The sequence below is a fragment of the Roseibium aggregatum genome, assembly GCF_014692675.1.
Taxonomy (GTDB): domain Bacteria; phylum Pseudomonadota; class Alphaproteobacteria; order Rhizobiales; family Stappiaceae; genus Roseibium; species Roseibium aggregatum_C.
The window spans coordinates 1-22556 of sequence record NZ_JABFCZ010000039.1 but is presented as its reverse complement, the minus strand read 5'-3'; the positions used below and the strand labels follow the sequence as shown (position 1 = coordinate 22556).

Annotated in this window: 25 protein-coding genes and 1 tRNA gene; 9 read left to right on the top strand and 17 right to left on the bottom strand. The window is 62.2% G+C overall.

The genetic code is table 11. The features are described 5' to 3' along the window. Nucleotides 1–42: 42 nt before the first annotated feature. A complete protein-coding gene (locus tag HK439_RS24670; RefSeq protein WP_190294159.1) occupies nt 43–264 on the bottom strand; it encodes a hypothetical protein in 222 nt (73 codons plus the stop codon). A 108-nt stretch (nt 265–372) separates the two neighbouring features. Here HK439_RS24670 and HK439_RS24665 point away from each other — a divergent pair, with 108 nt between their 5' ends. Then, nucleotides 373–705 carry an ArsR/SmtB family transcription factor gene (locus tag HK439_RS24665; RefSeq protein WP_190294158.1) on the top strand — a complete coding sequence of 111 codons (333 nt, stop codon included), beginning with the start codon at nt 373–375 and terminating at the stop codon, nt 703–705. 29 nt (nt 706–734) lie between these two features. Further along, nucleotides 735–1232, top strand: coding sequence for an arsenate reductase ArsC (locus HK439_RS24660; RefSeq protein ID WP_190294157.1), 498 nt, complete (start codon nt 735–737; stop codon nt 1230–1232). On the opposite strand, the gene HK439_RS24655 is transcribed toward HK439_RS24660, so the two are convergent. The 3 genes from HK439_RS24655 to HK439_RS24645 all read right to left on the bottom strand — a co-directional run bounded on the left by HK439_RS24655 (nt 1229) and on the right by HK439_RS24645 (nt 3434). Continuing rightward, complete coding sequence (locus HK439_RS24655) at nt 1229–2371, bottom strand: Xaa-Pro peptidase family protein (protein WP_328804239.1); 1143 nt, start codon at nt 2369–2371, stop codon at nt 1229–1231. The two genes, HK439_RS24660 and HK439_RS24655, sit on opposite strands and share 4 nt — an antisense overlap. A 232-nt stretch (nt 2372–2603) precedes the next feature. Further along, the gene (locus tag HK439_RS24650) at nt 2604–2987 is read right to left on the bottom strand and encodes a tautomerase family protein (protein ID WP_190294155.1); all 384 of its coding nucleotides are present in this window, start codon (nt 2985–2987) and stop codon (nt 2604–2606) included. A gap of 18 nt (nt 2988–3005) precedes the next feature. Beyond that, nucleotides 3006–3434, bottom strand: a complete 429-nt coding sequence (locus HK439_RS24645; protein ID WP_190294154.1) for a Tautomerase enzyme — start codon at nt 3432–3434, stop codon at nt 3006–3008. 132 nt (nt 3435–3566) lie between these two features. On the opposite strand from HK439_RS24645, the gene HK439_RS24640 reads away from it, so the two are divergent. Beyond that, nucleotides 3567–4154 carry a TetR/AcrR family transcriptional regulator gene (locus HK439_RS24640; protein ID WP_190294153.1) on the top strand — a complete coding sequence of 196 codons (588 nt, stop codon included), beginning with the start codon at nt 3567–3569 and terminating at the stop codon, nt 4152–4154. A 7-nt stretch (nt 4155–4161) separates the two neighbouring features. Here HK439_RS24640 and HK439_RS24635 read toward each other — a convergent pair whose 3' ends face one another. Further along, nucleotides 4162–4578 (bottom strand): hypothetical protein, encoded by a 417-nt coding sequence (locus HK439_RS24635; protein ID WP_190294152.1) that lies wholly within the window; start codon nt 4576–4578, stop codon nt 4162–4164. Between the two features lie 90 nt (nt 4579–4668). Then, nucleotides 4669–5781, bottom strand: coding sequence for a 3-isopropylmalate dehydrogenase (leuB, locus tag HK439_RS24630; protein WP_190294151.1), 1113 nt, complete (start codon nt 5779–5781; stop codon nt 4669–4671). 305 nt (nt 5782–6086) lie between these two features. Here leuB and HK439_RS24625 point away from each other — a divergent pair, with 305 nt between their 5' ends. Beyond that, on the top strand, nt 6087–7151 hold the full coding sequence (locus tag HK439_RS24625; RefSeq protein WP_190294150.1) for a DUF1214 domain-containing protein: 1065 nt from the start codon (nt 6087–6089) through the stop codon (nt 7149–7151). A gap of 84 nt (nt 7152–7235) precedes the next feature. Here HK439_RS24625 and HK439_RS24620 read toward each other — a convergent pair whose 3' ends face one another. From HK439_RS24620 to tsaD, 9 genes are all read right to left on the bottom strand, one after another. Beyond that, complete coding sequence (locus HK439_RS24620; RefSeq protein ID WP_190294149.1) at nt 7236–8009, bottom strand: sulfite exporter TauE/SafE family protein; 774 nt, start codon at nt 8007–8009, stop codon at nt 7236–7238. 365 nt (nt 8010–8374) lie between these two features. Beyond that, nucleotides 8375–10258, bottom strand: a complete 1884-nt coding sequence (locus HK439_RS24615) for a bifunctional diguanylate cyclase/phosphodiesterase (protein ID WP_209012054.1) — start codon at nt 10256–10258, stop codon at nt 8375–8377. A 223-nt stretch (nt 10259–10481) separates the two neighbouring features. Next, nucleotides 10482–11651, bottom strand: a complete 1170-nt coding sequence (locus HK439_RS24610; protein ID WP_190294147.1) for a M20 aminoacylase family protein — start codon at nt 11649–11651, stop codon at nt 10482–10484. A 418-nt stretch (nt 11652–12069) separates the two neighbouring features. Continuing rightward, the gene (locus tag HK439_RS24605) at nt 12070–12738 is read right to left on the bottom strand and encodes a class I SAM-dependent methyltransferase (protein ID WP_190294146.1); all 669 of its coding nucleotides are present in this window, start codon (nt 12736–12738) and stop codon (nt 12070–12072) included. Nucleotides 12739–12742: 4 nt separating this feature from the next. Next, nucleotides 12743–13162 (bottom strand): EVE domain-containing protein, encoded by a 420-nt coding sequence (locus HK439_RS24600; protein WP_190294145.1) that lies wholly within the window; start codon nt 13160–13162, stop codon nt 12743–12745. A gap of 4 nt (nt 13163–13166) precedes the next feature. Next, nucleotides 13167–13454, bottom strand: a complete 288-nt coding sequence (locus HK439_RS24595; protein ID WP_190294144.1) for a YciI-like protein — start codon at nt 13452–13454, stop codon at nt 13167–13169. A gap of 133 nt (nt 13455–13587) precedes the next feature. Then, complete coding sequence (locus tag HK439_RS24590) at nt 13588–14595, bottom strand: NAD(P)H-dependent glycerol-3-phosphate dehydrogenase (RefSeq protein ID WP_190294143.1); 1008 nt, start codon at nt 14593–14595, stop codon at nt 13588–13590. Further along, nucleotides 14592–15059 carry an NUDIX hydrolase gene (locus HK439_RS24585; RefSeq protein ID WP_190294142.1) on the bottom strand — a complete coding sequence of 156 codons (468 nt, stop codon included), beginning with the start codon at nt 15057–15059 and terminating at the stop codon, nt 14592–14594. The genes HK439_RS24590 and HK439_RS24585 overlap by 4 nt, the downstream gene beginning before the upstream one ends. 92 nt (nt 15060–15151) lie before the next feature. After that, complete coding sequence (gene tsaD, locus HK439_RS24580) at nt 15152–16231, bottom strand: tRNA (adenosine(37)-N6)-threonylcarbamoyltransferase complex transferase subunit TsaD (RefSeq protein ID WP_209012053.1); 1080 nt, start codon at nt 16229–16231, stop codon at nt 15152–15154. Between the two features lie 199 nt (nt 16232–16430). On the opposite strand from tsaD, the gene hemC reads away from it, so the two are divergent. Together hemC and HK439_RS24570 are read left to right on the top strand one after the other, a co-directional pair. After that, nucleotides 16431–17354, top strand: coding sequence for a hydroxymethylbilane synthase (gene hemC, locus HK439_RS24575; RefSeq protein WP_190294140.1), 924 nt, complete (start codon nt 16431–16433; stop codon nt 17352–17354). 9 nt (nt 17355–17363) lie between these two features. Next, on the top strand, nt 17364–18071 hold the full coding sequence (locus HK439_RS24570) for a uroporphyrinogen-III synthase (protein ID WP_190294139.1): 708 nt from the start codon (nt 17364–17366) through the stop codon (nt 18069–18071). On the opposite strand, the gene HK439_RS24565 is transcribed toward HK439_RS24570, so the two are convergent. After that, nucleotides 18068–18544: a hypothetical protein gene (locus tag HK439_RS24565; RefSeq protein WP_190294138.1), complete on the bottom strand. Its 477-nt coding sequence runs from the start codon at nt 18542–18544 to the stop codon at nt 18068–18070. The two genes, HK439_RS24570 and HK439_RS24565, sit on opposite strands and share 4 nt — an antisense overlap. Nucleotides 18545–18550: 6 nt before the next feature. Next, entirely contained in the window at nt 18551–18820 is a 270-nt protein-coding gene (locus HK439_RS24560; protein WP_190294137.1) for a hypothetical protein, read from the bottom strand. Here HK439_RS24560 and HK439_RS24555 point away from each other — a divergent pair. From HK439_RS24555 to HK439_RS24545, 3 genes are all read left to right on the top strand, one after another. Continuing rightward, nucleotides 18795–20093 (top strand): COG4223 family protein, encoded by a 1299-nt coding sequence (locus HK439_RS24555; RefSeq protein WP_209012052.1) that lies wholly within the window; start codon nt 18795–18797, stop codon nt 20091–20093. The genes HK439_RS24560 and HK439_RS24555 overlap by 26 nt on opposite strands. A 90-nt stretch (nt 20094–20183) precedes the next feature. After that, nucleotides 20184–22103 (top strand): heme biosynthesis protein HemY, encoded by a 1920-nt coding sequence (locus HK439_RS24550; RefSeq protein ID WP_190294136.1) that lies wholly within the window; start codon nt 20184–20186, stop codon nt 22101–22103. A 221-nt stretch (nt 22104–22324) separates the two neighbouring features. After that, nucleotides 22325–22400 (top strand) — tRNA-Thr (locus HK439_RS24545). The last annotated feature ends 156 nt before the right edge of the window (nt 22401–22556 follow it).

Here is a 22556-nt window from a genome sequence, read left to right as displayed (position 1 = left end):
CAGCGCCCCCCATCCCCGGGGAGCGCGGGACGAGCGGCACCGTTAAGCGGTGGTTTTCGTAGTCGGTTTGACGGTGGTTGTCGGAGCAACGGTCGCGTAGGCGAAACCAGCGCCGGTCGAAACCGTCGTCAGCTTTTTCGCGTTGTCGGCGAAGTGCCGGACCATGCCATTGCTCCAGTAAGTACGAAACGAGCCGGTTTTTGCCCGGAACCGGAAAATTGTCAACCGGATAAAAGCAGCGCGGCCCTTTTCCGCAACACGCAAGATGCCGTGTCATACCGAGGCTGAATCAACCTGAACGGAATTGACAACAGCCGTCGGGCCGGACAGCCGGTCATCAAATCGTCATAATATATCAATAAATCATGATATATGGATACAAATAACGCCCTCAACGCCTTTTCCGCCCTGAGTCAGCAGACTCGGCTCGATGTCTTCCGGCTTCTGATCAAATGCGGAGCCGAGGGCATGGGGGCGGGTGAAATCGGAGAAATCCTCGGCGTCAAGCAGAACACCATGTCGGCCAACCTTGCCGTGCTCCTGAATGCCGGGCTGATCCGCAACGAGCGCGAAGGCCGGGCCATTCGCTACTACGCGGATTTCGACGGTATCCGGGCGTTGCTCGGGTTTCTCATGGCCGACTGCTGCGGCGGCCAGCCGGACCTGTGCCGTGAGGTCATCCGGGAGGTTTCCTGTGCCCTGTGACGGACAGGGATCTTGAAGGACAATTGCGAATGACTGAACACACCTACAATGTCCTGTTTCTGTGCACGGGAAATTCCGCCCGTTCGATCATGGCCGAAGCGATCCTGAACCGTCTCGGCCAAGGCCGTTTCAACGCCTATTCCGCCGGCTCCCATCCGTCCGGCGCGGTCAATCCGAAGGCGCTGCAGTTTCTGCAGAAGCTGAACTACAAGACCGATGACATGCGCTCCAAGAGCTGGGACGAGTTCGCTGAGGCCGGTGCGCCGGCCATGGATTTCGTCTTCACCGTCTGCGACCAGGCGGCGGCCGAGAGCTGCCCGGTCTGGCCCGGCCAGCCGATGACGGCCCATTGGGGCGTTCCCGATCCGGTCAAGGCGGAGGGAAGCGAGACGGAAAAGAGCCTCGCCTTCACCGAGGCCTACCGCATGCTGAACAACCGGATTTCCGTATTCGTCAGTCTGCCGATCAGGTCGCTGGACAAGCTTGCGCTGCAGAAAAAGCTGCATGACATCGGAAAGTCGGCCTAAAGGACCGGCAAATCGGGCGGCGCGCGGCGGGTCAGAAGCGTTGGGGGTCCGTCCCGGATCACGATGTTTTCCTCGTGCACCATGATCTTGCCGTCCGCGACTTCCATGCTCGGTTCCAGGGTGATCACCATGCCTTCGGTGAGGACCGTGTCGTCGAAATCGATCAGCGACGGGGCTTCGGTCAGTTGCATGCCGAGCCCGTGGCCGAAGCGGCCGACATCGCTGCCGGTGGTGCCGATGACATCCGCCATCGCGTGGAACAGATCGGCACAGGTGACCCCGGGCCGGGCGGTGGCAATCGCCACGTCGGTTGCCACGTAAAGGGTCGAATAGGCTCTCCTGGCCGCATCGCTTGCATGACCGATCGCGAAATTGCGGTCGAAGTCGCAGAAATAGCCGTTCAGGGTGGCGCCGGTATCGAGCATCAGCACATCGCCCGCGGCAAGCTGCCGGTCGTCCGGCGGTGAAATGACATCGCCGTATCCGTCCTGACCGGCGCCGCCAACAAGGTAGGGCACGTCATCGGCGCCCTGGCTGAGCAGTTCGATCCGGAAGGCGCGGAAGGCTTCCTTGAGCGTCTGGCCTTCCTGAAACAGATCGGCTGCACTGGCAAAACCGTCCGAGGCAATCCGGCAGATGTCCGAAATGGTTTCGATCTCCAGTTCGGACTTCACCATTCGAAGTCCCTGAACCAGCGGTGCGGCATCGACCCATTCGCTCAGGTGCAACGCGCTTCTCAACCGCTTGAAATCATTGAGCGGCATCCGCAGCGTGCTTTCGCGGCCCATGGGCAGGCCGATCCGGTCCGATTTCTTCAGCACCGCGGCCAGGAGGGTGATGCCGTCGTCGGTTTCATGGGGCGAGGAAAAAGTCCGGATGTCGTCCAGCCAGGTGGAGGCCATCAGGTTGGCGCCGATCTCCGGAATGACGGCGACCGGCTTGCCGCTCTTCGGCAGGACCAGGAACCACGGCCGTGTCGGGCTTTGCCAGAAAAGGGTGCGGAAGCCGGAAAAATAGCGGACGTCGGCCTCATTGGTCAGGAGCAGGGCGTCGAGACCCTGTGCCTGCATGGCGCGCTGTGCGCGTTCGAGGCGTTGCTCGTATTCGGAGGTTGGGAAATCGGGATTGGTCAATGCCACCTCCCTCCGGGCTCGTCGGCAAGGCGGGTTTTAAGACAGCGCCCCAACAGTCTTGTTCTGTCTGGGGAATTGAAAAAACATATTTGCAAAATCTGCGCCCCCTAAATCGGTTCGCTCCATTCCGAAGGCAGGTTTGCTTATGTGTCAATGATGCTTCGATGTTTTGAGCTTGCGCAGAAACGGGGAACGCCCGGCAGCGATTGCTTCCGGGCGTCCTCGATCACGGGTCTGATCACGCGAATGGCGCTTCGCCCCGGCCGAAGGACCAGTTCTCCCGCTGGTTCTCGACGAGATTGATAATCACGTCGTCCGGCCGCATGCCGGTTTCCCCGGCAAGGCCTGAGCTGATTGCCTGAAACAGGGCGATCTTCTGTTCTTTCGAGCGCCCGGTCGCGCAGGTGATCTGGACGAACACCAGGTCCTGCGTGTGCTCGATATCGAGAAAGCGCTGCGGGCCGAATAACCCGCTGCCGAACTCGTGAGCGGTCACGACCTGGAAGAAGTCCTCCCTCGGGACGGAGAAGGCCGTCTCAAGGGCGGAGCGAACCGTTTCCGAGGCCTTGCCGGCGAAATCAGGATCGTCTCGCCGGGTGTGATCGATGCGTACCATTGGCATGTCTTCGTCCTCCCGGGATCAGGCAGCGGCTGCCGCCTTTTGAATGGCGTCGCCGAGGTCGGCGTTGGAGTAGGCCTTGCCGGCAATGCCCCAGCCGCCGTCGACCGCATAGGAGATGTTGGCGAAGATCCGGTGTCTCGGGAGCTTCCCCTCCGCGGCCTTTTCGATGATGTCGGTCCCCTGTTCGATCCAGGCCGCCTTGAGCTCCGGCGTTGCCAGGACGAAAGACGGCACAGTCAGTTCCAGGACAGCGATGGGTTCCGGGTCACCGGCGGCGAAGGTCTTTCCGGCCGGTACCACGGTGACTTCGCCGATGACTGCCGGGGTCATGAATTCGTTTCCGGTTAGCCCGTGCAGGGAAAGCAGAAGGTCTGTGAGCTGGCTGAAGGCGGACTGCTGCCGGTCCGGGGCGATCAGTCCGTCGGTGACGATAAGCTGGATTGGCATTTTCAAGATTCTCCGTTGGGCGTGGAACGGCCGTTTCCACAAAAATAACGATCGTTATTTTCATTTACATAACGGTCGCTATATTTTCAAGGAAAATGTATTGATCGTTATATTTTGAAATCGGAGAGCCGAATGACGTCCAAGAGGGAAGAGACGCGAAAGCGCATGGTGGATGCCGCCGGACGTGGCTTCCGGGCGCATGGCTACGCAGGCGTGGGTGTGGATTCCCTGGCAAAGGGCGCCGGTGTCACCTCGGGTGCGTTTTACGCGCACTTCGGATCCAAGGACGCGGCGTTTGAAGCGGCCCTCGCCAAGGGGCTGGACGAAGTCCTGGAGGGGGTCACCCGCTTCCAGTCGGAAAACGGCGCGGACTGGCTCAAGGCCTTTGCGGATTATTACCTTAGCCCCGAGCACCGCTCGGATCTGGCGTGCGGCTGCGCCATGGCGACCCTGACGCCCGACGTGGTGCGCGCCGGGGCGCCGCTCAACGGCCTGTTCGAAGACCGCATGAAGCGGATCGTTTCCCTGATCGCCAACGGGCTCAGGGACGGAGAGGCCGAGGGCCGCACGCGCCGCGCATGGGCCGTTATCACCGGCCTGGTCGGCGGGCTGACCTTTGCGCGGGCAGTTGCCGATCGGGAAACATCCGACCTGATCGCAGAAAGCGCCAGGGCGGCCGCGCTCGCCATTGCCGGCGCAACGAAAGACCCGTCAGCGTGAGAAGGGCCTACTGCGCCTTGCGGTAGACGGAGATGTTGGTGAAGCTGGCGACATCGACCAGGTGAACCGTCTGGGTCACCGTCAGCGTCCGGCCGTCTTCCGACAGTTCCCGCTCCGCCTTCATCAGGGTCAGTCCGCCGCGGCGGGCTTCGGAGACCAGATTGCGGTCGCCGTCAAAGACCAGGCGCATGGCATCGACCAGTCCGCTCTTGCCGAGTTTCGTTTCCGGGCCGTCGGGCATGGCGGAGAACTCGTCGTCGACCGTTTCCCCTTCTGCCGTCACCTGGCTCATGGCGAACCTGACCATGCCGAATTCGTCCTCGATTTTCATCGTGGCGCTTTTCGGCGGCTCGCCCTGTTCGTAGTCGCTGGCCTCGACATCCAGGATCCAGGTGCCGAGGAAAGGGGTGATCTTGTCGGTCATCGGATTGGCCTTTCGGTTTCCCGGCTGTCAGTAAAAGAAAAGGCTGCCGGCGGGCAACCCGCCAACAGCCTTTTTTTGTTTTTGCCGAAATCAGGCGCTGAGCGCATCCAGTTCGGCAATGATGGCATCGCCCATCTCGACGGTGCTGACGACCTTGTCGCCATCAGAGGCGATGTCCTTCGTGCGCAGGCCCTTGTCGAGGGCATTTGCAATCGCCTTGTCGAGCATGTCGGCTTCGGCGACCATTTCGAACGAATAGCGCAGGGCCATGCCGAAGGAGGCGATCATGGCGATCGGGTTGGCCGCACCCGTTCCGGCGATGTCCGGGGCGGAGCCGTGGACCGGCTCGTAGAGCGCCTTGCGCTTGCCGGTCTTGGCATCCGGGGCGCCGAGGGAGGCCGACGGCAGCATGCCGAGCGAGCCGGTCAGCATGGCGGCCACGTCGGACAGCATGTCGCCGAACAGGTTGTCGGTGACGATCACGTCGAACTGCTTCGGCCAGCGGACGAGCTGCATGCCGCCGGCATCGGCTAGCATGTGCTCCAGCTGGACATCCTGGTAGCCGTTCTTGTGGGTCTCGGTGACGACCTCGTTCCAAAGCACGCCGGACTTCATCACGTTGCGCTTTTCCATCGAGGTGACCTTGTTGTTGCGCGTGCGCGCAAGCTCGAAGGCGGCCTTGGCGATGCGCTCGATCTCGTAGGTGTCGTAGACCTGGGTGTCGATCGCCCGCTTCTGGCCGTTGCCGAGATCGGTGATCGTCTTCGGCTCGCCGAAGTAGACGCCGCCGGTCAGCTCGCGCAGGATCAGGATGTCGAGGCCTTCGATCACGTCCTTCTTCAGCGAGGAGGCGTCGGCAAGGGCCGGGTAGCAGATCGCCGGGCGCAGGTTGGCGAAGAGCTCCATGTCCTTGCGCAGGCGCAGGAGACCGGCTTCCGGACGGACCTCATAGGGAACGCCGTCCCACTTCGGACCGCCGACCGCACCGAAAATGACCGCGTCGGAAGTCATGGCCTTGGCCATGTCTTCTTCGGAAATGGACTGGCCGTGCGCGTCATAGGCGCAGCCGCCGACAAGGCCTTCGTCGGTTTCGAACGTGTCGCCGCCGCGCGCATTGAACCAGGAGATGACCTTCTTCACTTCGGTCATGATTTCCGGACCGATGCCGTCGCCCGGCAGAAGGAGGAGATTATTCGTTGCCATGGGTTTCCGCCCCGTTTGTTCTCATGAGAATTCGATGCGCTTGGGTTAGCGGTTCGGCAATCGTCTGGCAAGGCTGGCGCGCTTGTGAAGAGTTCAATCAAGCGGATCGAAAAGGTCAATCGAACGTTTTGAACGGCCTGCGATGTCCCTGATCAGGCCCTCGCCGTACAGCAAGCCTGTAGACCTTCGCGAGACGCGGTTGCTCGGTTGACGGATATCAATGCGGTAACCACAGCAATATCGTGTTTTTAGTGAGGGTGCCGAGATTTTACCATGTGTATTCGCACTATGTCGGAGATTGTTCGATGACTGCAAAATCCCTTTGCGCAGCTGCGGCTGCCACCGCCTTTACCCTCATGCCCTTCGCCGCTTCAGCCGTAGAACCAAGTTTCGACAGACTGTCTGAACTTGTTCAAGGCGCAAGCGTTCCGGTGACTGTCAACAATTACGTTGCGGCCGAGACTGCCGGGCAATTCGACCGCATCCTTAAAATGACCGGCGGTATCAACAAGCTGGTGAGCTTCCGTGAGCCGACCCCGCTCGACAAGCAGTCGGTCATCCGGATGAACCGGGACACGCTCTACAGCTTCGCCATTGTCGATATCAGCCAGGGCGCCAAACTGACCATGCCCGAAACAGACGGACGGTATAATTCCGTCATGGTCGTCAACGAGAACGAATACATCAACAAGGTATATTACGAGCCAGGCACGCACGTACTGACCAAGGATGAATTCGATACGGACTACGTGCTGGTTGCCTTCAGAACGCTCGTCGATTCCAGTGACCCGGCCGACATCAAGAAAGCTAACGACCTGCAAAACAAATTCCGCGTCGAGGCGGCTTCGGCGAACGCCTACACGCATCCCAACTATGATGAGAAATCCTACAAGGAATTGCGTGACCTGTTGTTGGGTGTGTCCAAATTCCTGCCGGATTCCACCGGAGCCTTTGGAAGCATGGAAACCACGCAACAGGTTCCCCACATGCTCGGTGCCGCATTCGGTTGGGGCGGACTTCCTTCCCAGGATGCCTTCTACCTCAGTGAAAATCCAAAGCTGCCGATCGGCCGGTATCAGATCGACGTGCCGAAGGATGTTCCGGTCAAGGCGTTCTGGTCAGTCAGCGTCTACAACAAGGACGGTTTCTTCCAGAAGAACGACAAGGGCGTCTACAACATCAACAGCCAGTCCGGGAAGGCAAACCCCGACGGATCCATGACCGTAAATCTTGGCGGTTGTGATGATTCCAGCCGTATGAATTGCATACCGCTAACCGAGGGATGGAATTATACGGTACGGCTTTACCGGCCCGACGCGTCCGTAATTGACGGTAAATGGACCTTCCCGGCGGTGCAGAAGTCGAACTAGGCCAGTTCTGCCGATCTGTTTTTCGATCTGAAATGGGTTCCCGGCGAATGCTGTTGACGTGAGGTTTATTTCGAGTCCAGCACCTTAGCTGAAGAACAGGCCTTCGCCGGCCTGCCGGAGCAGGTTGAGGGCGAGCAGGGTCATGATCACCTTGAAGCCCTTCTTGAAGGTGGCTTCCTGCATGCGTCCGAGCAGCCGGCTACCGAAAAGGGTGCCGAAGAACCCGCTGATGATCATGAAAACGATCAGGCCGAGCCAGGGCGCGAAGGCAAAGCCGAGCAGGCCGAAGGCGATGATCTTCATCAGGTGCATGAGGAGAGCGGTCGCGCCCTGGTTGGCGACGAACTGGTGCCGGGTGAGGCCCAGCGTCGACAGGACGCTGGCCCCGATCGGCCCGGTCGCGCCGAAAAACATCGAGAACAGCGTTGCCACCAGGCCGGCCGCCGCCATGGCAGGCTTTTTTGCCCGTTCCAGCTTCGGCGGCTTGCCCCAGACCGTCCACAGGACGAAACAGGCGATGCCGAGCCTCAGATAGGGGGCGGGCAGGGTGACGGCGACCGATCCGCCAAGGGCCGCGCCGCAAACGGCACCCGCGGCAAACCATCCGATGATGGACCAGTCGATGTAGCGGATCAGGACAAGGGCGCGGCTGACATTCGATCCGAACTGGATGACGCCGTGCACCGGAACAAGGGCCGCCACCGGCATGACGTTCGCCATGATCGCGATCAGGGCAATGCCGCCGCCAAGCCCGATCGCGGCCGTCAGCGCGGATGTCACGAAACTGATCGCGATCAGCAGAAGCGAGATGGCCGGTGACAGCTGATGCGGCAGCAGGGTGTCGAAGAACGTTTCCATGGGGACCGGAGATTACAGAAGCGATGCAAAGTTTATCCGACATAACGGCCGGAAAAGCAAATTATTGGACACAAGCGTATACAATTCAGACGCGGACGCGAAGGACTGTTTGTTTGAAGGGCGCCGGAATATCCTACTGGTGTCTTCACCCGGGAAGTCCGGGTGATCCACGCGTTTCCAGAGCGGTGCGGCTTCAACGCCGGCGGATTTTGCTTGATCCGAGCCTCTTTTCGACAGCTTCAGGTGCGGCAAGGTGGATTGGATCGCCCGGACTTCGCCGGGCGATGACAGCCTGTGGGCGAGGCGGTGCCGTGCCTTGCCCGGCCCGGAATAGAGTTGATGGCAGCGTTTTGCGGCTCAATCGATCAATTCGAGAGAGCGTATTTTTCCGGTGGCGCCGCGCCGTTCATCGCCAGCAAAGGGGTTTTGGATTTCTGATCCGGCTTGTGCCCGAAGGTCGCGGTGACGATGCCGTGTTCATCGGCCTTGGCGTCGTATTTCAGGGTCGCGATCTGGCGCAGCAGGAGATCCTGATTGTCGACTGCAAGACCTGCCGGCAGGTGCAGGATGGCGACGGAGCAGGTCAGAAGCGGAAAGCGCCGTTCCACGCCGGTGCGGTCCTTCGCGCAGATGAACCCGGCCTCGCGGTGCTGCGGATCGTAGAAGCTCTCCGCCTGGTGCCGGAATTCCGCCTGGAGCGCGGACATGAGGCTTTCCACTTCATCGAGGCTGCGATCCTTGAGGCCGATGAAGAAATCGTCGCCGCCGATGTGTCCGGCAAAATCCCGGCCGGAATTGGCGAGCCGCTTGATCAGTTCGGAGAACAACAGCAGCGCCCGGTCCCCGGTGCGGAAGCCGTAGGTGTCGTTGAAGGGCTTGAAGTGGTCGAAGTCGATGTAGCAGAAGCTCCGCTCGGCGTCCGAATTGGCCGCCTCGTCGCACACGAATGACGTGACCGAGCCGTTGCCGGGCAGCTTCGTAAGCGGGTTCTGGTCCTCCGCCTCGCGCATGCGGATTTCGTTGGCGATCTTCAACAGGGAACTGGTGGTCAGGAAGCCGTAGTATTTGCCCTTCAGCGTGATGATCACACCGCCGCCGGCATCGTCATCATGGGCGATCATTCCGACGAGCTGGTCCAGCCTGGAGTTCAGATCCGCGACCGGGCAGCGGTGGGCGAATTTCCGCAGTTTGTTGTTGACCGCCTTGTTGCGCAGGAGATCCTGGCCGAACGGCATGTAGATCAGGTCCTTGATATCGGTTTCCTGGATCAGGCCGAGGGGTTCGTCCGCGGCGTTGACGACCGGGATGAAGGGATAGGCCCGTCCGGCGCGCAGGAGGGCCAGGACGTCATCCATGGTCGCGTCGTCGCGCAGGGCGACAAGCGGGCGGATCTCGCGGCGGAGCAGTTCGGAATCCGACTGTCCGCTCTGCTTCTGGGCTGCGGCGACCGATGCGATGCGTTCGTAGCGCGGCAGGGCGTCGCTGATCCGGGTGGAGGGATGGGCGACCAGATAGCCCTGGATCAGGTCGCAGCCGACCTGCCGGCACACCTTGAGTTCGGCTTCCGTCTCCACGCCTTCGGCAACCACACGCATGCCCAGCACATGGGCCAGATCCACCATCGAGCCGACCAGCAGCCGCTTGCGGGCATCGGACTGGATCGACTGGATGAAGAACCGGTCGATCTTGAGAATGTCCGGCTCGAAATCGTAAAGGCTCTGGAGCTGGGAATAGCCCTTGCCGAAATCGTCGATGGCGAAGGAAAAGTCCAGCGTGCGCCCCCGTTTGACGAACTCCTTCACCTTGCTCATCTGCGAGGTGTCTTCGGCTTCGGACACTTCCAGGCAGATGCTCGTCGGCTTAAGATCGTGTTTCGACAGGATCGTGACCGTTTCCGGCATGAGAAAATCATGTGCCTCAAGCAGGCGCGCGTCGACATTCAGGAACAGTTTTTCCGCGCTTCTATGCGGAATACTCGCGAACTTGCCGATCGCCTTGCGCCGGAGCAGGAGTTCCAGGCGCGGCAGGCAGTCTATGGAATGGGCGAGATCGAACAGCTCCCCCGGTGTTGCGCAGCCGAGCTGGTCCGTGTTGCGGACCAGGGCTTCGAAGCCGTAGACGTCGCCGCTATGGGCATCGACGATCGGCTGAAGCGCATAATCGAGAACCTTGTCGGCATTGGTCAGAAAGACCTGAGGTATCATGTCGAACCGTAAGGTCGCGGCCCATTCGTGTTTTGCGATCGTCACTGTCTGCCCCACCCGTGAACACTGCATGTCTCCCGCGCAGGAAACTAGCTTATCCCGGGCCGGAAAGTATGAAGTTACGCTGCCTAAACATTTGTATTGGTTATTGAATTCCTTACAGGAACTTTCTTACCCAGGGTGAGTTCGGGAGTGCTCCATGAAAAAGGGCCGGTGAAAACCGACCCTCTTCCTGTCTCGATGACGCATCTGGTTTTCGGCCGGACTATCAGGCCGCGGGCATCGCCGTTTCGACCAGCTTGACCCAGTAGGAACAGCCGACCGGGATCAGGTCGTCGTTGAAGTCGTAGGCCGGGTGATGCAGGCCGGCGCTGTCGCCGTTGCCGGCGAAGATGAAGGCGCCCGGACGTTCCAGCAGCATGTAGGAGAAATCCTCGCCGCCCATCATCGGGGCGATGTCCGGATCGACCTTGCCCTTGCCGGCGATGCCTTCGGCGACCTCGATCGCGAATTCCGTCTGGGCGTCGTGGTTCGCCGTGACCGGATAGCCGAGGATGTACTCGATCTCCGCCGTCGCACCGAAGCCTTCGGCGATGGAACTTACCAGAGCCTTCATCCGTTTTTCCGCAAGCTCCCGGATGCCCGGATCGAGCGTGCGCACGGTGCCGCGCAGGGTGGCTTCCTGCGGGATGACGTTGAAGGCGTTACCGGCTTCGAACACCGTGACGGAAACGACGACGGATTTCAGCGGATCGGCATTGCGGCTGGCGATCGACTGCAGCGCGGTCACGATATGGGAGCCGACGACGATCGGGTCGATGGTCTGGTGCGGCTTGGCGGCATGGCCGCCCTTGCCGGTGATGGTGATGCGGAATTCATCGGTCGCGGCCATGAGCGGGCCCTTGCGGATGCCGAATTCGCCGACCGGGATACCCGGGAAATTGTGCATGCCGTAGACTTCCTCGATCGGCCAGCGGGTCATCAGGCCGTCGTCGATCATGGCTTTCGCACCGGCACCGCCTTCTTCGGCCGGCTGGAAGATGACAACCACCGTGCCGTCGAAATTGCGGGTCTCGGAGAGATATTTCGCAGCACCCAGCAGCATGGCGGTGTGGCCGTCATGGCCGCAGGCATGCATCTTGCCGGGGGTCTTGGAGGCGTAAGGCTTGCCGGTGATTTCCTCGATCGGCAGGGCGTCCATGTCGGCACGCAGGGCAATCGTCTTTCCGGCGCCGCCGTTGCGGCCCTTGATCACGCCGACGACACCGGTCTTGCCGATGCCGGTTGCAACTTCGTCAAGGCCGAAGTCTTTCAGCAGATCGGCGACCTTCTCGCTGGTGCGGAAGGTGTCATACAGGATTTCCGGATTCTCATGGAAATCGCGGCGCCAGGCGGTGATTTCATCGGCGAGATCCGCCAGGCGATTGACAATGGGCATCGATTACTCCTCGAAAACGAGAGTCTGTGAACAGTTGGTCGGTCAGTACAACCACTTAAGAATTGACCGCGATTGGCTAAGAGCGTCAGGCGAAAACTTTGAAGCATTTGATGGCAGATAGCGGTTCATTCGGCAAGGCGCGTCGTGAAGCGCGATGCGGTGCATCGAGCAAGCGGCGCAACACAGTCGATGGGCCGCTTTCTGCCACCCGAAGGGCCGGGCTCTTTTGCCTGCTGACTGCGTTGGCTCGCGCTTGTGGTGGGAAACACCACTGCACGCAATCCGCCTTGCCAGCAGACAAAAGCGCTCCGGTCAAATGCGTCAAAGTTTTCGCCTGACGCTCTAAACCTACTCCAAGCCGGAAAAAGGAAAAGTGGGTCCGTGCTGTTTTTTTTCGCGCGATCTGCCGCAATCAGGATCATGCGCCCGTTTTAGGCACAAGGCGGTAGACGCAGGTCTTCTTGATCTCGCTGTCTTCCAGGGCGCCGACCACCGGAACATGATAGGTGGCAAGAAGCTCCAGTCGTTCCTTCGGCAGATAGGACCGGCCGGGATCGCCGATCAGCACCGGCGTGCCCCGGTCCAGGGTCCGGTCCAGAAAGGCCAGCACCTTGTCGGCCATGGTCTTGTCGTAGAAGACGTCGCCGCAGAAAAACAGGTCCGTTTCGGGCGGATCGCCCGCGGTGATGTCTGCCTGTTCGACGGAAATTTTGACGCCGTTCAGGTCGGCGTTCGCAAGCGTCGCTTCGATCGCGAAACTGTCGATATCCACCGCATGGCAGGACTTCGCGCCGGCGAGCATGGCGGCAATGCCGATAAGACCGGATCCGCAGGCGAAATCGGTGACGGATTTGCCCGCCACCAGATCGGGCGTGTCCAGGATATAACGGGCAAGCGCCTGTCCGCCGGCCCAGGCGAAGGCCCAGAAGGGAGGAGGAAGGCCCATTTCGCCCAGCTCCTCTTCCGTCTTCTGCCAGAGATCCATGGCCTCGTCGGCAAGATAAAGCCGGATTTCCTCCGCATGGGGAACCGGCTTTGCCCTGGTCTCGGCCTCAATGAATGCGCGCGGATCGGTGATGCGCTTCACGTGGTCAGCCGTCCAGGCCGCCCATCTTGCAGATGAGTTTCCATTCGTCCTCCGTCACCGGCTGCACCGACAGGCGCATGGAGGTGACCAGCGACATCTTTTCCAGGCGGGGTTCCGCCTTGACGTCGGCCAGCGTGACCGGCTTCGGCATGTCGCACACGGCCTTGAAGTCAACGCATTCCCAGCGGGGATCGTCGGTGGTCGAATCCGGATGGATTTCCTTGCAGACTTCCGCGATGCCGACGATTTCCTTGCCGATGTTGGAATGGTAGAAAAACGCCCGGTCGCCCAGCTTCATCTCGCGCATGTTGTTGCGCGCCAGATAGTTGCGGATGCCGTCCCATTCCTCGCCTGCGTCGCCCTTGGCCTTCTGCTGTTCCCAGGACCATTTGTTGGGTTCGGACTTGATCAGCCAGTAACGCACTTGATTAGGCCTCCGGGTTCTTGACGGCCCAGTTCCACGGGCGGATTTCAACACTCTCGAAAAGACCGGCCTTGGCGTAGGGGTCTTCCTGGGAAATGGCGAGCGCCTCGTCCCGGTTGGACGCTTCGATGATGACCAGCGATCCGGTCATGTTGCCGTCGTCGTCCAGGAACGGGCCGGCGGCTTTCAGGCCGTCGCCCAGGTCTTTCAGAAACTCGATGTGAGCCGGACGGTTGTCGAGCCGCACTTGAAGCGAATGCGGTTTGTCGGTGCAGATCAGTGCGTAAAGCATGAAATCCCCTTGGCTGGCGGTCCGGGTTCATGATCCGGGACCGTATCTGTCTTCTTGTCCGCCAACCTAGGTTGGCGGGGTTTTGAACTCAACGATAAAACAGGGCCTTGAAACAGGTCCCGCGCCCGGATCTTCAATCGGTTCCGGCCTCGTGTTTCAGCGGCCGGGACATCAGGATGGTCAGGGCATCATCGACGGAAAGGCCCTCGTCGATCATGCGGGCGACGGTCGCGCAGATCGGCAGTTCGACATTCAGACGCTTGGCGAGTTCGACGGCGATGCGGGCCGAGTAGGCACCCTCGGCGAGCTTGCCGCCGGCGGCAATCAGGTCCGCAGCCTTTTGTCCTTCACCCAGCTTGATCCCGAAGCTGAAGTTGCGCGACTGGGGCGAGGAGCAGGTGAGCACCAGGTCCCCCAGCCCGGAAAGGCCGGTCAGCGTTTCGCTTCTTGCGCCCATTGCCGCCCCAAGGCGCGAAAGCTCCGCAAAGCCCCGGGCCGTCAGGGCGGCCTGGGCGCTCGCGCCGAGCTTGCGGCCGACAACGGCGCCGCAGGCGATCGCCAGGACGTTCTTCAAGGCTCCGCCGATCAGTGTGCCGGTGACATCCGTACTGGCGTAGGGCCGGAAGGCCGGCGATGCCATGGCCGCGCACAGCCGGTTGGCGGTTTCCATCGTCTCGGCCGCGATCGTGACAGCCGTCGGCAAGCCGCGGGCAACGTCATCGGCAAAGCTCGGTCCGGACAGGGCCGCGGCCTCGGCCCGGGGCAGTTCGTCTTTCAGGACTTCCGACAGGAGCTCTCCCGTCGATTGCTCGATGCCCTTGGCGCAGAGTACCAGAGGGCCGTCGAAACCGCCGGCCGAGACGATTTCCCGCAGCATGTCCCGTGTGGTCTGCGCGGGCGTGACGAGCAGGACCGCGTCCGCCTTGAGAGCCTCGCGCAGATCCGCCGTCGCGTGGATCTCCTCGTCGAAGGTGATTCCGGGCAGATATTTCGCGTTCTGCCGCCGGCTCTGGATTTCGCGAACGATATCTGGATCCCGGGCCCAAAGCGTTGCCGTTGCACCCGCGCGGGCCGCGGTCAGGGCGAGGGCGGTGCCCCAGGCGCCGCCGCCGATCACGGTAATCCGGTTGATCTGCTTCATGGGTTCGCTCCTTCGACCCGGGCTCTCAATTCGTCGAGCGGTGCGGCAAAGCCTTCGAAAAAGCTGTCGGGATTCCGGGCTTCTTCGGAGTTGAGGTCGAGCCAGAAAAGACGGAAGCGGATCGGCGGGCCGCCGGCGCTCGGGGTCATTTCATAGTGCTCCCATTCATCCGCGGGTGCCGTGTCTATCGCGGCGTGGAAATGGCGGCGTTTGTGTAGGCCCGGCAGCATGCCCGGCGCCTGATCGTAGACATGCTCCTGATCGGCCAGATGATGGAAGGCGATGTCGAGATCGAGGCCGGTTTCCTCCAGGAATTCCCGCTTGGCGCCAATCAGGTGGCTTTCGCCGGGATCGAGCGTGCCGCCGGGGACCTGAAGGCCGACGTCCGGCTGGTCGGGCTGGCTGAAGACCAGGAGCCGCGATCCGCAGGTCAGATAGACATAGGCCTTGTGATAGGTGCGCATGAAACGTCCGTCCGGAGGGCAGGTTGGCTCTTCCTAGCAAGTTCGCCGACCTCAGGGAACAGCCAAAACGGCTTCATGCAGCGGAATGCGCTCTAGACCTTGGCACCTTTCTTCCCCGATCCGAGGACACCGCTGTTTCTGGCATCGAGCGGCCAGCGCGGCCGGGGCGAGACATCCATGTCATCGACCGGGCCGAGGCACATGTGCTCGATCCCGGCCCAGGCGATCATGGCGGCATTGTCGGTGCACAGCTTCATCGGAGGCGCGACAAAGCGGGCGCCGGCCTCGTCCGCGGCTTGCGTCAGGGCTGTCCGGATTTCCTGATTGGCCGCAACACCGCCGGCGACGACGATGGTGGGCGCGGTATCGGGAAAACGTTCGCGGAAGAGCGCGAGCGCGGCCTTGGTCCTAGCCGACAGCACATCGGAGACTGCGCGCTGAAAGGCGGCGCAAAGGTCGGCGACCGTCTGTTCGTCGACCGGCTCGAGTTTCTTGGCCTGGGTCCTGAGCGCCGTTTTCAGACCGGCAAAGGACATGTCCAGACCGGGACGATCCAGGAGCGGACGCGGCAGCCTGAACCGGGTCGCGTCGCCCTGTCTCGCCATTTTTTCGACGGCGGGCCCGCCGGGATAGGGCAATCCTAAAAGCTTGGCGGTCTTGTCGAAGGCCTCGCCGATGGCATCGTCGATGGTGGTGCCGAGGCGCTCATAGTCGCCGACACCGCGCACCAGCAGGAACTGGCTGTGGCCGCCCGAAACCAGAAGCAGCAGGAAAGGGAAAGGAAGATCGTCCGTCAGCCGGGCCGTCAGTGCATGGCCCTCAAGGTGATTGACGGCGATCAGCGGCTTGCCGGCCGCCATGGCAATCGCCTTGGCGGTCATCAGGCCGACGATGACGCCGCCGATCAGCCCCGGCCCGGCGGTTGCCGCGACCGCGTCGATATCGTCCCATGTGCAGCCGGCCTCGTGCATGGCTTCGCCGACGATCCGGTCGAGCACCTCGATATGGGCGCGGGCGGCGATTTCCGGGACGACGCCGCCGAATTCGGTATGCTCGTCGATCTGGGAGCGGATGACATTCGACATGATGGCGGCATTTTGCGGACCGCGCACGACCGCGGCGGCGGTTTCGTCGCAGCTGGTCTCGATTCCGAGGACGGTAAAGTCACGCATGTTGCAATCAGGGTCGACAGAGGTCATTGATCATGCCGCATTGGCCGACGGGTTCGGGTTACGTATCATCGGCCGAAATGGAAGTCGTTGGATGCCGCCGGTTTAATAGCTTTAAAAGGGCCTCTAACATCAGGACAGTCGTCCTTGCAATTGTATTCGAAACGCCAAATCGCAATGTTGGCGACAGGGAGAGAGAGACGTGGGGACTAAACCTTTGCGAATCGGAACGCGCGGCAGCGCCTTGGCGCTGGCCCAGGCTCATGAAACCCGCGCCCGGCTGATGCAAGCCCATGCTCTTCCCGAAGAGGCGTTCGAGATCGTCGTCATCAAGACTTCGGGCGACCAGATCCAGGACCGGCCGTTGTCCGAAGTCGGCGGCAAGGGGCTGTTCACCAAGGAAATCGAGGAAGCGATGCTGGACGGGCGGATCGACCTGGCCGTGCATTCGTCCAAGGACATGCCGACGGTGTTGCCGGAGGGGCTGATCCTGAGCGCTTTCCTGCCGCGCGAAGACGTGCGCGACGCCTTTATCTCTCCCAAGGCCAAGCGGCTCCAGGACCTGCCGCAGGGCGCGGTCGTCGGTTCCAGTTCCCTGCGCCGGCAGGCGATGATCAAGCGGCTTCGCCCGGATATCGACGTCGTCATGTACCGCGGCAACGTCCAGACCCGGCTGCGGAAGCTGGAAGAGGGCGTCGTGGACGCCACCCTGCTTGCCTATGCCGGTCTCAAGCGCCTGGGGCTTTCGGAGGTCGTCACCAGCCTGTTGGAGCCGGAGGAATTCCTGCCGGCCGTAGGCCAGGGGGCGATCTGCATCGAAAGCCGGGAGAATGACGGCGAAACGCTCAGGCTGCTTGCGGCGATCCACGATCCGGTGACGCAGATCCGGCTCGACGCAGAACGGGCGTTCCTGGCCGTGCTTGACGGGTCCTGCCGGACGCCGATCGGCGGCCTGGCGCTCTTGGACGGCGAGAAAATCTCCTTCCGGGGCACGGTCCTGAAACCGGACGGATCGGAAGTTCACAGCGTTGAACGGCAAGGAGCCGTCGCCGAGGCCGCGGTTATCGGCCGGGAAGCCGGCGAGGCGCTGAAAGCCATGGCCGGCCCCGGCTTCCTGACGGATTGAGGATCTGTCTTGCGGCTCCTGGTCACACGTCCGCAACCGGAATGCCGCAAGACGGCGGAGCGTGTCCGTGCCTTGGGCGGTGAAGCCGTCGAGGCGCCGATGCTGGAGACCAGAATTACCGCGCCTGCAAGTTTCGATCTCACCGGGATTACCGGGCTTGCGGTGACCAGCAGCCGGACGGCCGGCATCCTGAAGGAACACCGGCAGATTTCAGAGCTTCAGGACCTGCCGGTGTTTACGGTCGGCGCGCGGACGGCGGAGGCGATGACATCGGCCGGGTTTGAAACTGTTGTTTCGGCCGATGGCGATGTGCTCGCGCTCGCCGTCCTGATTGCAGTCCGTCAGCCGGAAGGGCATCTGCTTTATCCGTGCGCCAGGGACCGGGCGGGCGATCTGGAGGGAGACCTTGCCGCACGCGGCCTGCGTTGCGACCCCGTGATAGTCTACGAGACAAATCCGGTGGACCAAATTCCGGCGGACGTCCTGGACAGCCTGCGGGATGGCGCCATCGATGGCGCGCTGATCTACTCGCGGCGGAGCGCGGAAGCGTTCCTGAATGCGCTGGAAATGGCGGATTCAACCGGTTTGCTCAAAAAAATCAGGGTCTTCGCCATTTCGCCGCAGGCCGGCGCGCCACTGGCGGGATATACTTGTGTCGAGACCGCAGCGCACCCAAGTGAAGACGCATTACTGAAACTTGCCTTAAACAGGTGTTAACCGAATTCGGGGGAGTCCTGATTGCCGCACTGCGGAAATCCGTCTCTCGTAACGGTATTTTCTGGCGGGCAGGTGTGTATAGTGGGATGAGATACCCCTGGTACGGGGGCAGGAGGAGTTGAAATGGCATCTGACAAAGACCCGGCCAACGGCAAATCTTCCTCTTCCGGCACGTCCGGTTCGGGCGAGACGCCGAAGTCGGGAACGACCGGTTCCACGTCGCAGTCCGCCTCGGGCGGCACGGGCTCCAAGCGCCCGGTTACGATCGATCTGAAGCCGGAAAAGGTCGCCGCCAAGCCTGCCGACAAGCCGGCGGACACCGCATCCTCATCGACGTCATCGTCCACGACGCCTTCCGGGACTTCTTCTTCCGGGGCTTCGTCGGCATCGACGCCGCCAAAGCCGTCCTCTGCAACTTCTTCCGATACGACTGCGAAGCCGGCCGGCGCCGCATCGTCCGCGAGTTCGGCCAAACCGTCCTACGGTTCCACCGGGGCGTCTTCGAGCCAGACGACATCCACATCCGCGGCCACGTCCGCATCCGCGTCGGCTTCAAAACCGTCCGATGCGCCGAAGACCACCGCCACTGGCTCTTCCTTCGACAAGGCCACGGACAGCGCCTCGAAATCATCGTCGGCTGCGTCCGGCACGTCCTCGTCGGGGGGGAGCGGGGCACGGTCCGCCTCCCAACCGCCGCGTGCGCCCGAGGGCGGAGGCGTCGGTGTGTTCGGCGTTCTGATTGCGGCCATTTTCGGCGGGATCGTGGTGCTTTCGGGTGCCTACGGCCTGCACGTGGCCGGCGTCTTGAACATTCAGGGCAAGCTCGACCCGGCGACCAGCCGGATGCTCGATCAGGCCGAACGCAAGATTGGCGATCTGGAAAGCAAACTTGCAGACCTTTCCAAGAAGGCCGGCGGCAATGAAGCCCGTGCCCTGGTGACCGGGCTTTCCGACCGCATGACGGCCCTGGAGAAGTCGGTTGGCGAGATGGCGAAAACCGCAGGCTCCGACCTGGCGCCGGAACTTGCGCAACTGAAATCCGGTCTTGCCGCACTCGAAGCAAAGGTCGACAGCCTGCCGGCTTCCACGGGTGGCGGCGCCGGAACGGCCGGTACAGACAAAGCGATCAAGGGGATCGACGACCGGCTGGCGGCGCTGGAGAAAAGTGTCAGCGCGTCCCAGAAGCTCTCCGGAACGGTCTCCGGTGTCGAAACCAGCGTTGGCGATCTGAAGACGGCGCTTTCGGATATCGAGACGCGGCTTCAGAACGTCGAAGCGACGGCAAAGGCTGCGCAGACGGCGGTTTCGACGTCGGACGTATCGCTCAAGACCCTTGCCGACAGCCAGGCGCGGGCGTCCGAAACGCTGGCAACGCTTTCCGCCGACATTGAAACGGTCTCGAAGACCGGCAAGGCAGGTCTTGAAGACCTGCGCAGCGAACTGGACGGGCTGTCCAAGCGCCTTGCCGCCGTCGAAGCGACCATGGGCGATGCGACGGCGCGTGAAATCGCGGCAAGGGCCCTGTCGGTTTCCGCCTTGAAGTCGGCGGTGGATTCCGGCCGGCCGTTCACGACGGAACTGGCAGCGGTGAAAGCCGGCCTGCCGAAGGATACGGATCTTGCCGTGCTCGAGGCCCATGCCAAGACCGGCGTGGCGCCGGCCTCCGTCCTGATCGCGGAATTCCCGGCGGTCGCACGAAAAATGTATGCCGCATTTTCCGCTCCCGACCGTTCCGGCGATCTTCTGGACAGTTTCCTGGCCGGTGCGAAATCGATCGTTGCCGTGCGCGGACCGGGCGATGAAAACGGAACCGGGCCGGAAGCGGTCTTGCGCCGGATGGAAAACGCGGTCTCGCGCGGTGACCTTGCCGCAGGACTGGAAGCTTACAAGGAACTTCCAGAGGTTGCGCAGAAGGCCGGTGCCGACTGGGCCGAACGCGCCGAGGCGCGGGTGACCGTCGACCGGATGACCGAGGCCGCGTCCAAGGAAGTCCTGTCCATGCTTGCCGGCAAGGACAGCTAACGTTTTCCTGCGCGGGGAGTTCGCCTTCCCGCGTTTGTAACAGATGCCCGGCCGGCAGAACGCCGGTATGATCACTAAGGAGCGAACGCAATGATCCGCGTCCTCATCTTTTTTGCCCTGCTGTTTGCCGTAGCGCTGGGCTTCGCCTGGATGGCGGATCTGCCCGGCGTGATATCGATCAGCTGGGACGGTTATGTCTGGGAACAGCCGCCCGTCGTTGTGGCGCTGGTGGTCGGCGTCGTCCTTGCCCTGTTCCTGGCGGCGGTCTGGCTGGTGCTGGTCATCCTCAGGTCGCCGAAGATCGCGTCGCGGTTCTTCACCCGCCGGCGCAAGGACAAGGGCTACCAGGCCCTGTCGCGCGGACTGATCGCGCTCGGCACCGGCAATGCCAAACTGGCCCGCAAGCACGGCCTCGATGCGGACAAGCTTCTGAAGGAGGAGCCCGCCACGAAACTGCTTCTGGCCCAGACCGCCCAGCTTGCCGGCAAGGACGAGGAGGCGCGGGGACGGTTCGAGGCCATGCTCGACGATCCGGAGACCCGCGCGCTCGGCCTGCACGGCCTGTTCATCGAGGCCGAACGGCACAACGAGCCGGTCGCCGCCCGCCACTATGCCGAGGAAGCCAACAAGGCCGTGCCCGGGCTGGAATGGGCCGGCAAGGCCGTGCTCGGCTACCAGGCGGTCGCCAGCCACTGGGAACAGGCGCTCGCCACCCTTGAACGCAATTACACCTCGAAGCTCATCGACAAGAAGACCTATCGCCGTCACCGGGCCGTCATTCTGACCGCCCTGGCGCAGAAGCTGGAGGAAGGCGAGCCGGAGCGGGCCTATACCATGGCCAAGGAAGCGCACGGTCTGGCGCTCGATCTGGTGCCGGCCGCCGTCAACGCCTCCCGCCTGGCGACGCGGCGCGGCGATATCCGCAAGGCCTCGAAGATCCTCGAGGCGACCTGGCGCCTGTCGCCCCACCCGGACCTGGCCGAGGCCTATGCCCATGTGCGCACCGGCGATTCCGCCGTCGACCGGCTGAAACGGGTGAAGTCGCTGGCGGCGCTGCGCGCCAACACGAGTGTCGGCGCGCTTGCGGTGGCGCGATCGGCCATGGATGCACGGGAATTCGACGAGGCGCGCGAGCAGCTCAAGAAGGTTTTGCGTTCCGAACCGATCCGGGCGGCGTTCCTGATGATGGCGGAACTGGAAGAAGCCGAACACGGCGACAGGGGCCGGATGCGCGACTGGCTGTCGCGGGCGGTTCGCGCGCCGCAGGACAAGGCCTGGGTCGCCGACGGCGTGGTCTCGGCCGAATGGCAGCCGGTCTCACCGGTCACGGGGCGGCTGGATGCCTTCGAGTGGAAGACGCCGAGCGGTCTGCCGGATGCATCCGCCGGTGAAACGATAGAAGACGCTCTGTTCGAGGCTCCGGTCCTGTCGGCCGCGGTCGAGCCGCCGGTTGCGCCTGAACTGGCGGAGACTGCCGGATCTCCTGAACCGGCGGAACCGGAGATGAAGGCGGACCTCGAGCTTCAGGCCGAACCGGTGAAGCCTGCCGCAAAGGATAAGGCAGCCGAGAGTGAGGCCGGGAAGGCCGAACCCGAATCGAAGGTATCCTCCGAGCCGGTCCGCGCGGCAAAGGAAGGCTATGAAGGCACGACGGACGATGTCAGTCATGTAAAACGGGTCCAGGACCTGCCGGACAGCCCCGCCGGTGCTGCGCCTGAACCCGCCGAAAAAGCGGAAACGCAGAGCGCTGAAACACCGGGCGCCGAAACACCGGGCGCGAAGACCGGGAAAGAGAGCCCCCTGAAGGCGACGGAAAAGAAAGCCGAGGCCAAGGTGGAAACGGCCGGAAAGGCGCCTTCGGACGCCGGCGTTCAGGAGGCCAAGGCGCCAGAGACGGCCGAGGATCTCGATCGGCCGATCGCCTTTCCGTTTTCGCGCATGCCCGACGATCCAGGCACGGAAGACGAGGAAGAAGAGCCGAAGGAACCCCGTCCCCGGTTTTTCAACTGAAGCCGGGCGATTTGCCCGTCCAAGCCGGGTCAGACAGGGGGATCGGCCCGTGGGTAACCGACTGGACAGTTGATCTCTTCAAGACGGGGCGGAAAGTCTCTTGCATCTTTGCGAGCGCTCCGGTATCAAGCGGCGCATTCCAAGGGTGATGCCCTTGGGCTGCCCGCGATTGCCGGTCATCCGCATCGCGCCGCCCGGCGATCAAATTGCCGGTCCGGTCAGCCGCTGTAGCTCAGTTGGTAGAGCACGTCATTCGTAATGATGGGGTCGTAGGTTCGAGTCCTATCAGCGGCACCACTTTTCCCGCTGTCCGACCCGGAGACATGGGTAACAGTTTGTACCGGAGACATGGGTTACAACCTCGTGCCGAACGGGTTGTCGATTGTCTGTAGTGTTCTCTGCTCCAGGTCGATGTATCCCAGATCATAGCTCATGAAGCTGATCAGCCAAATT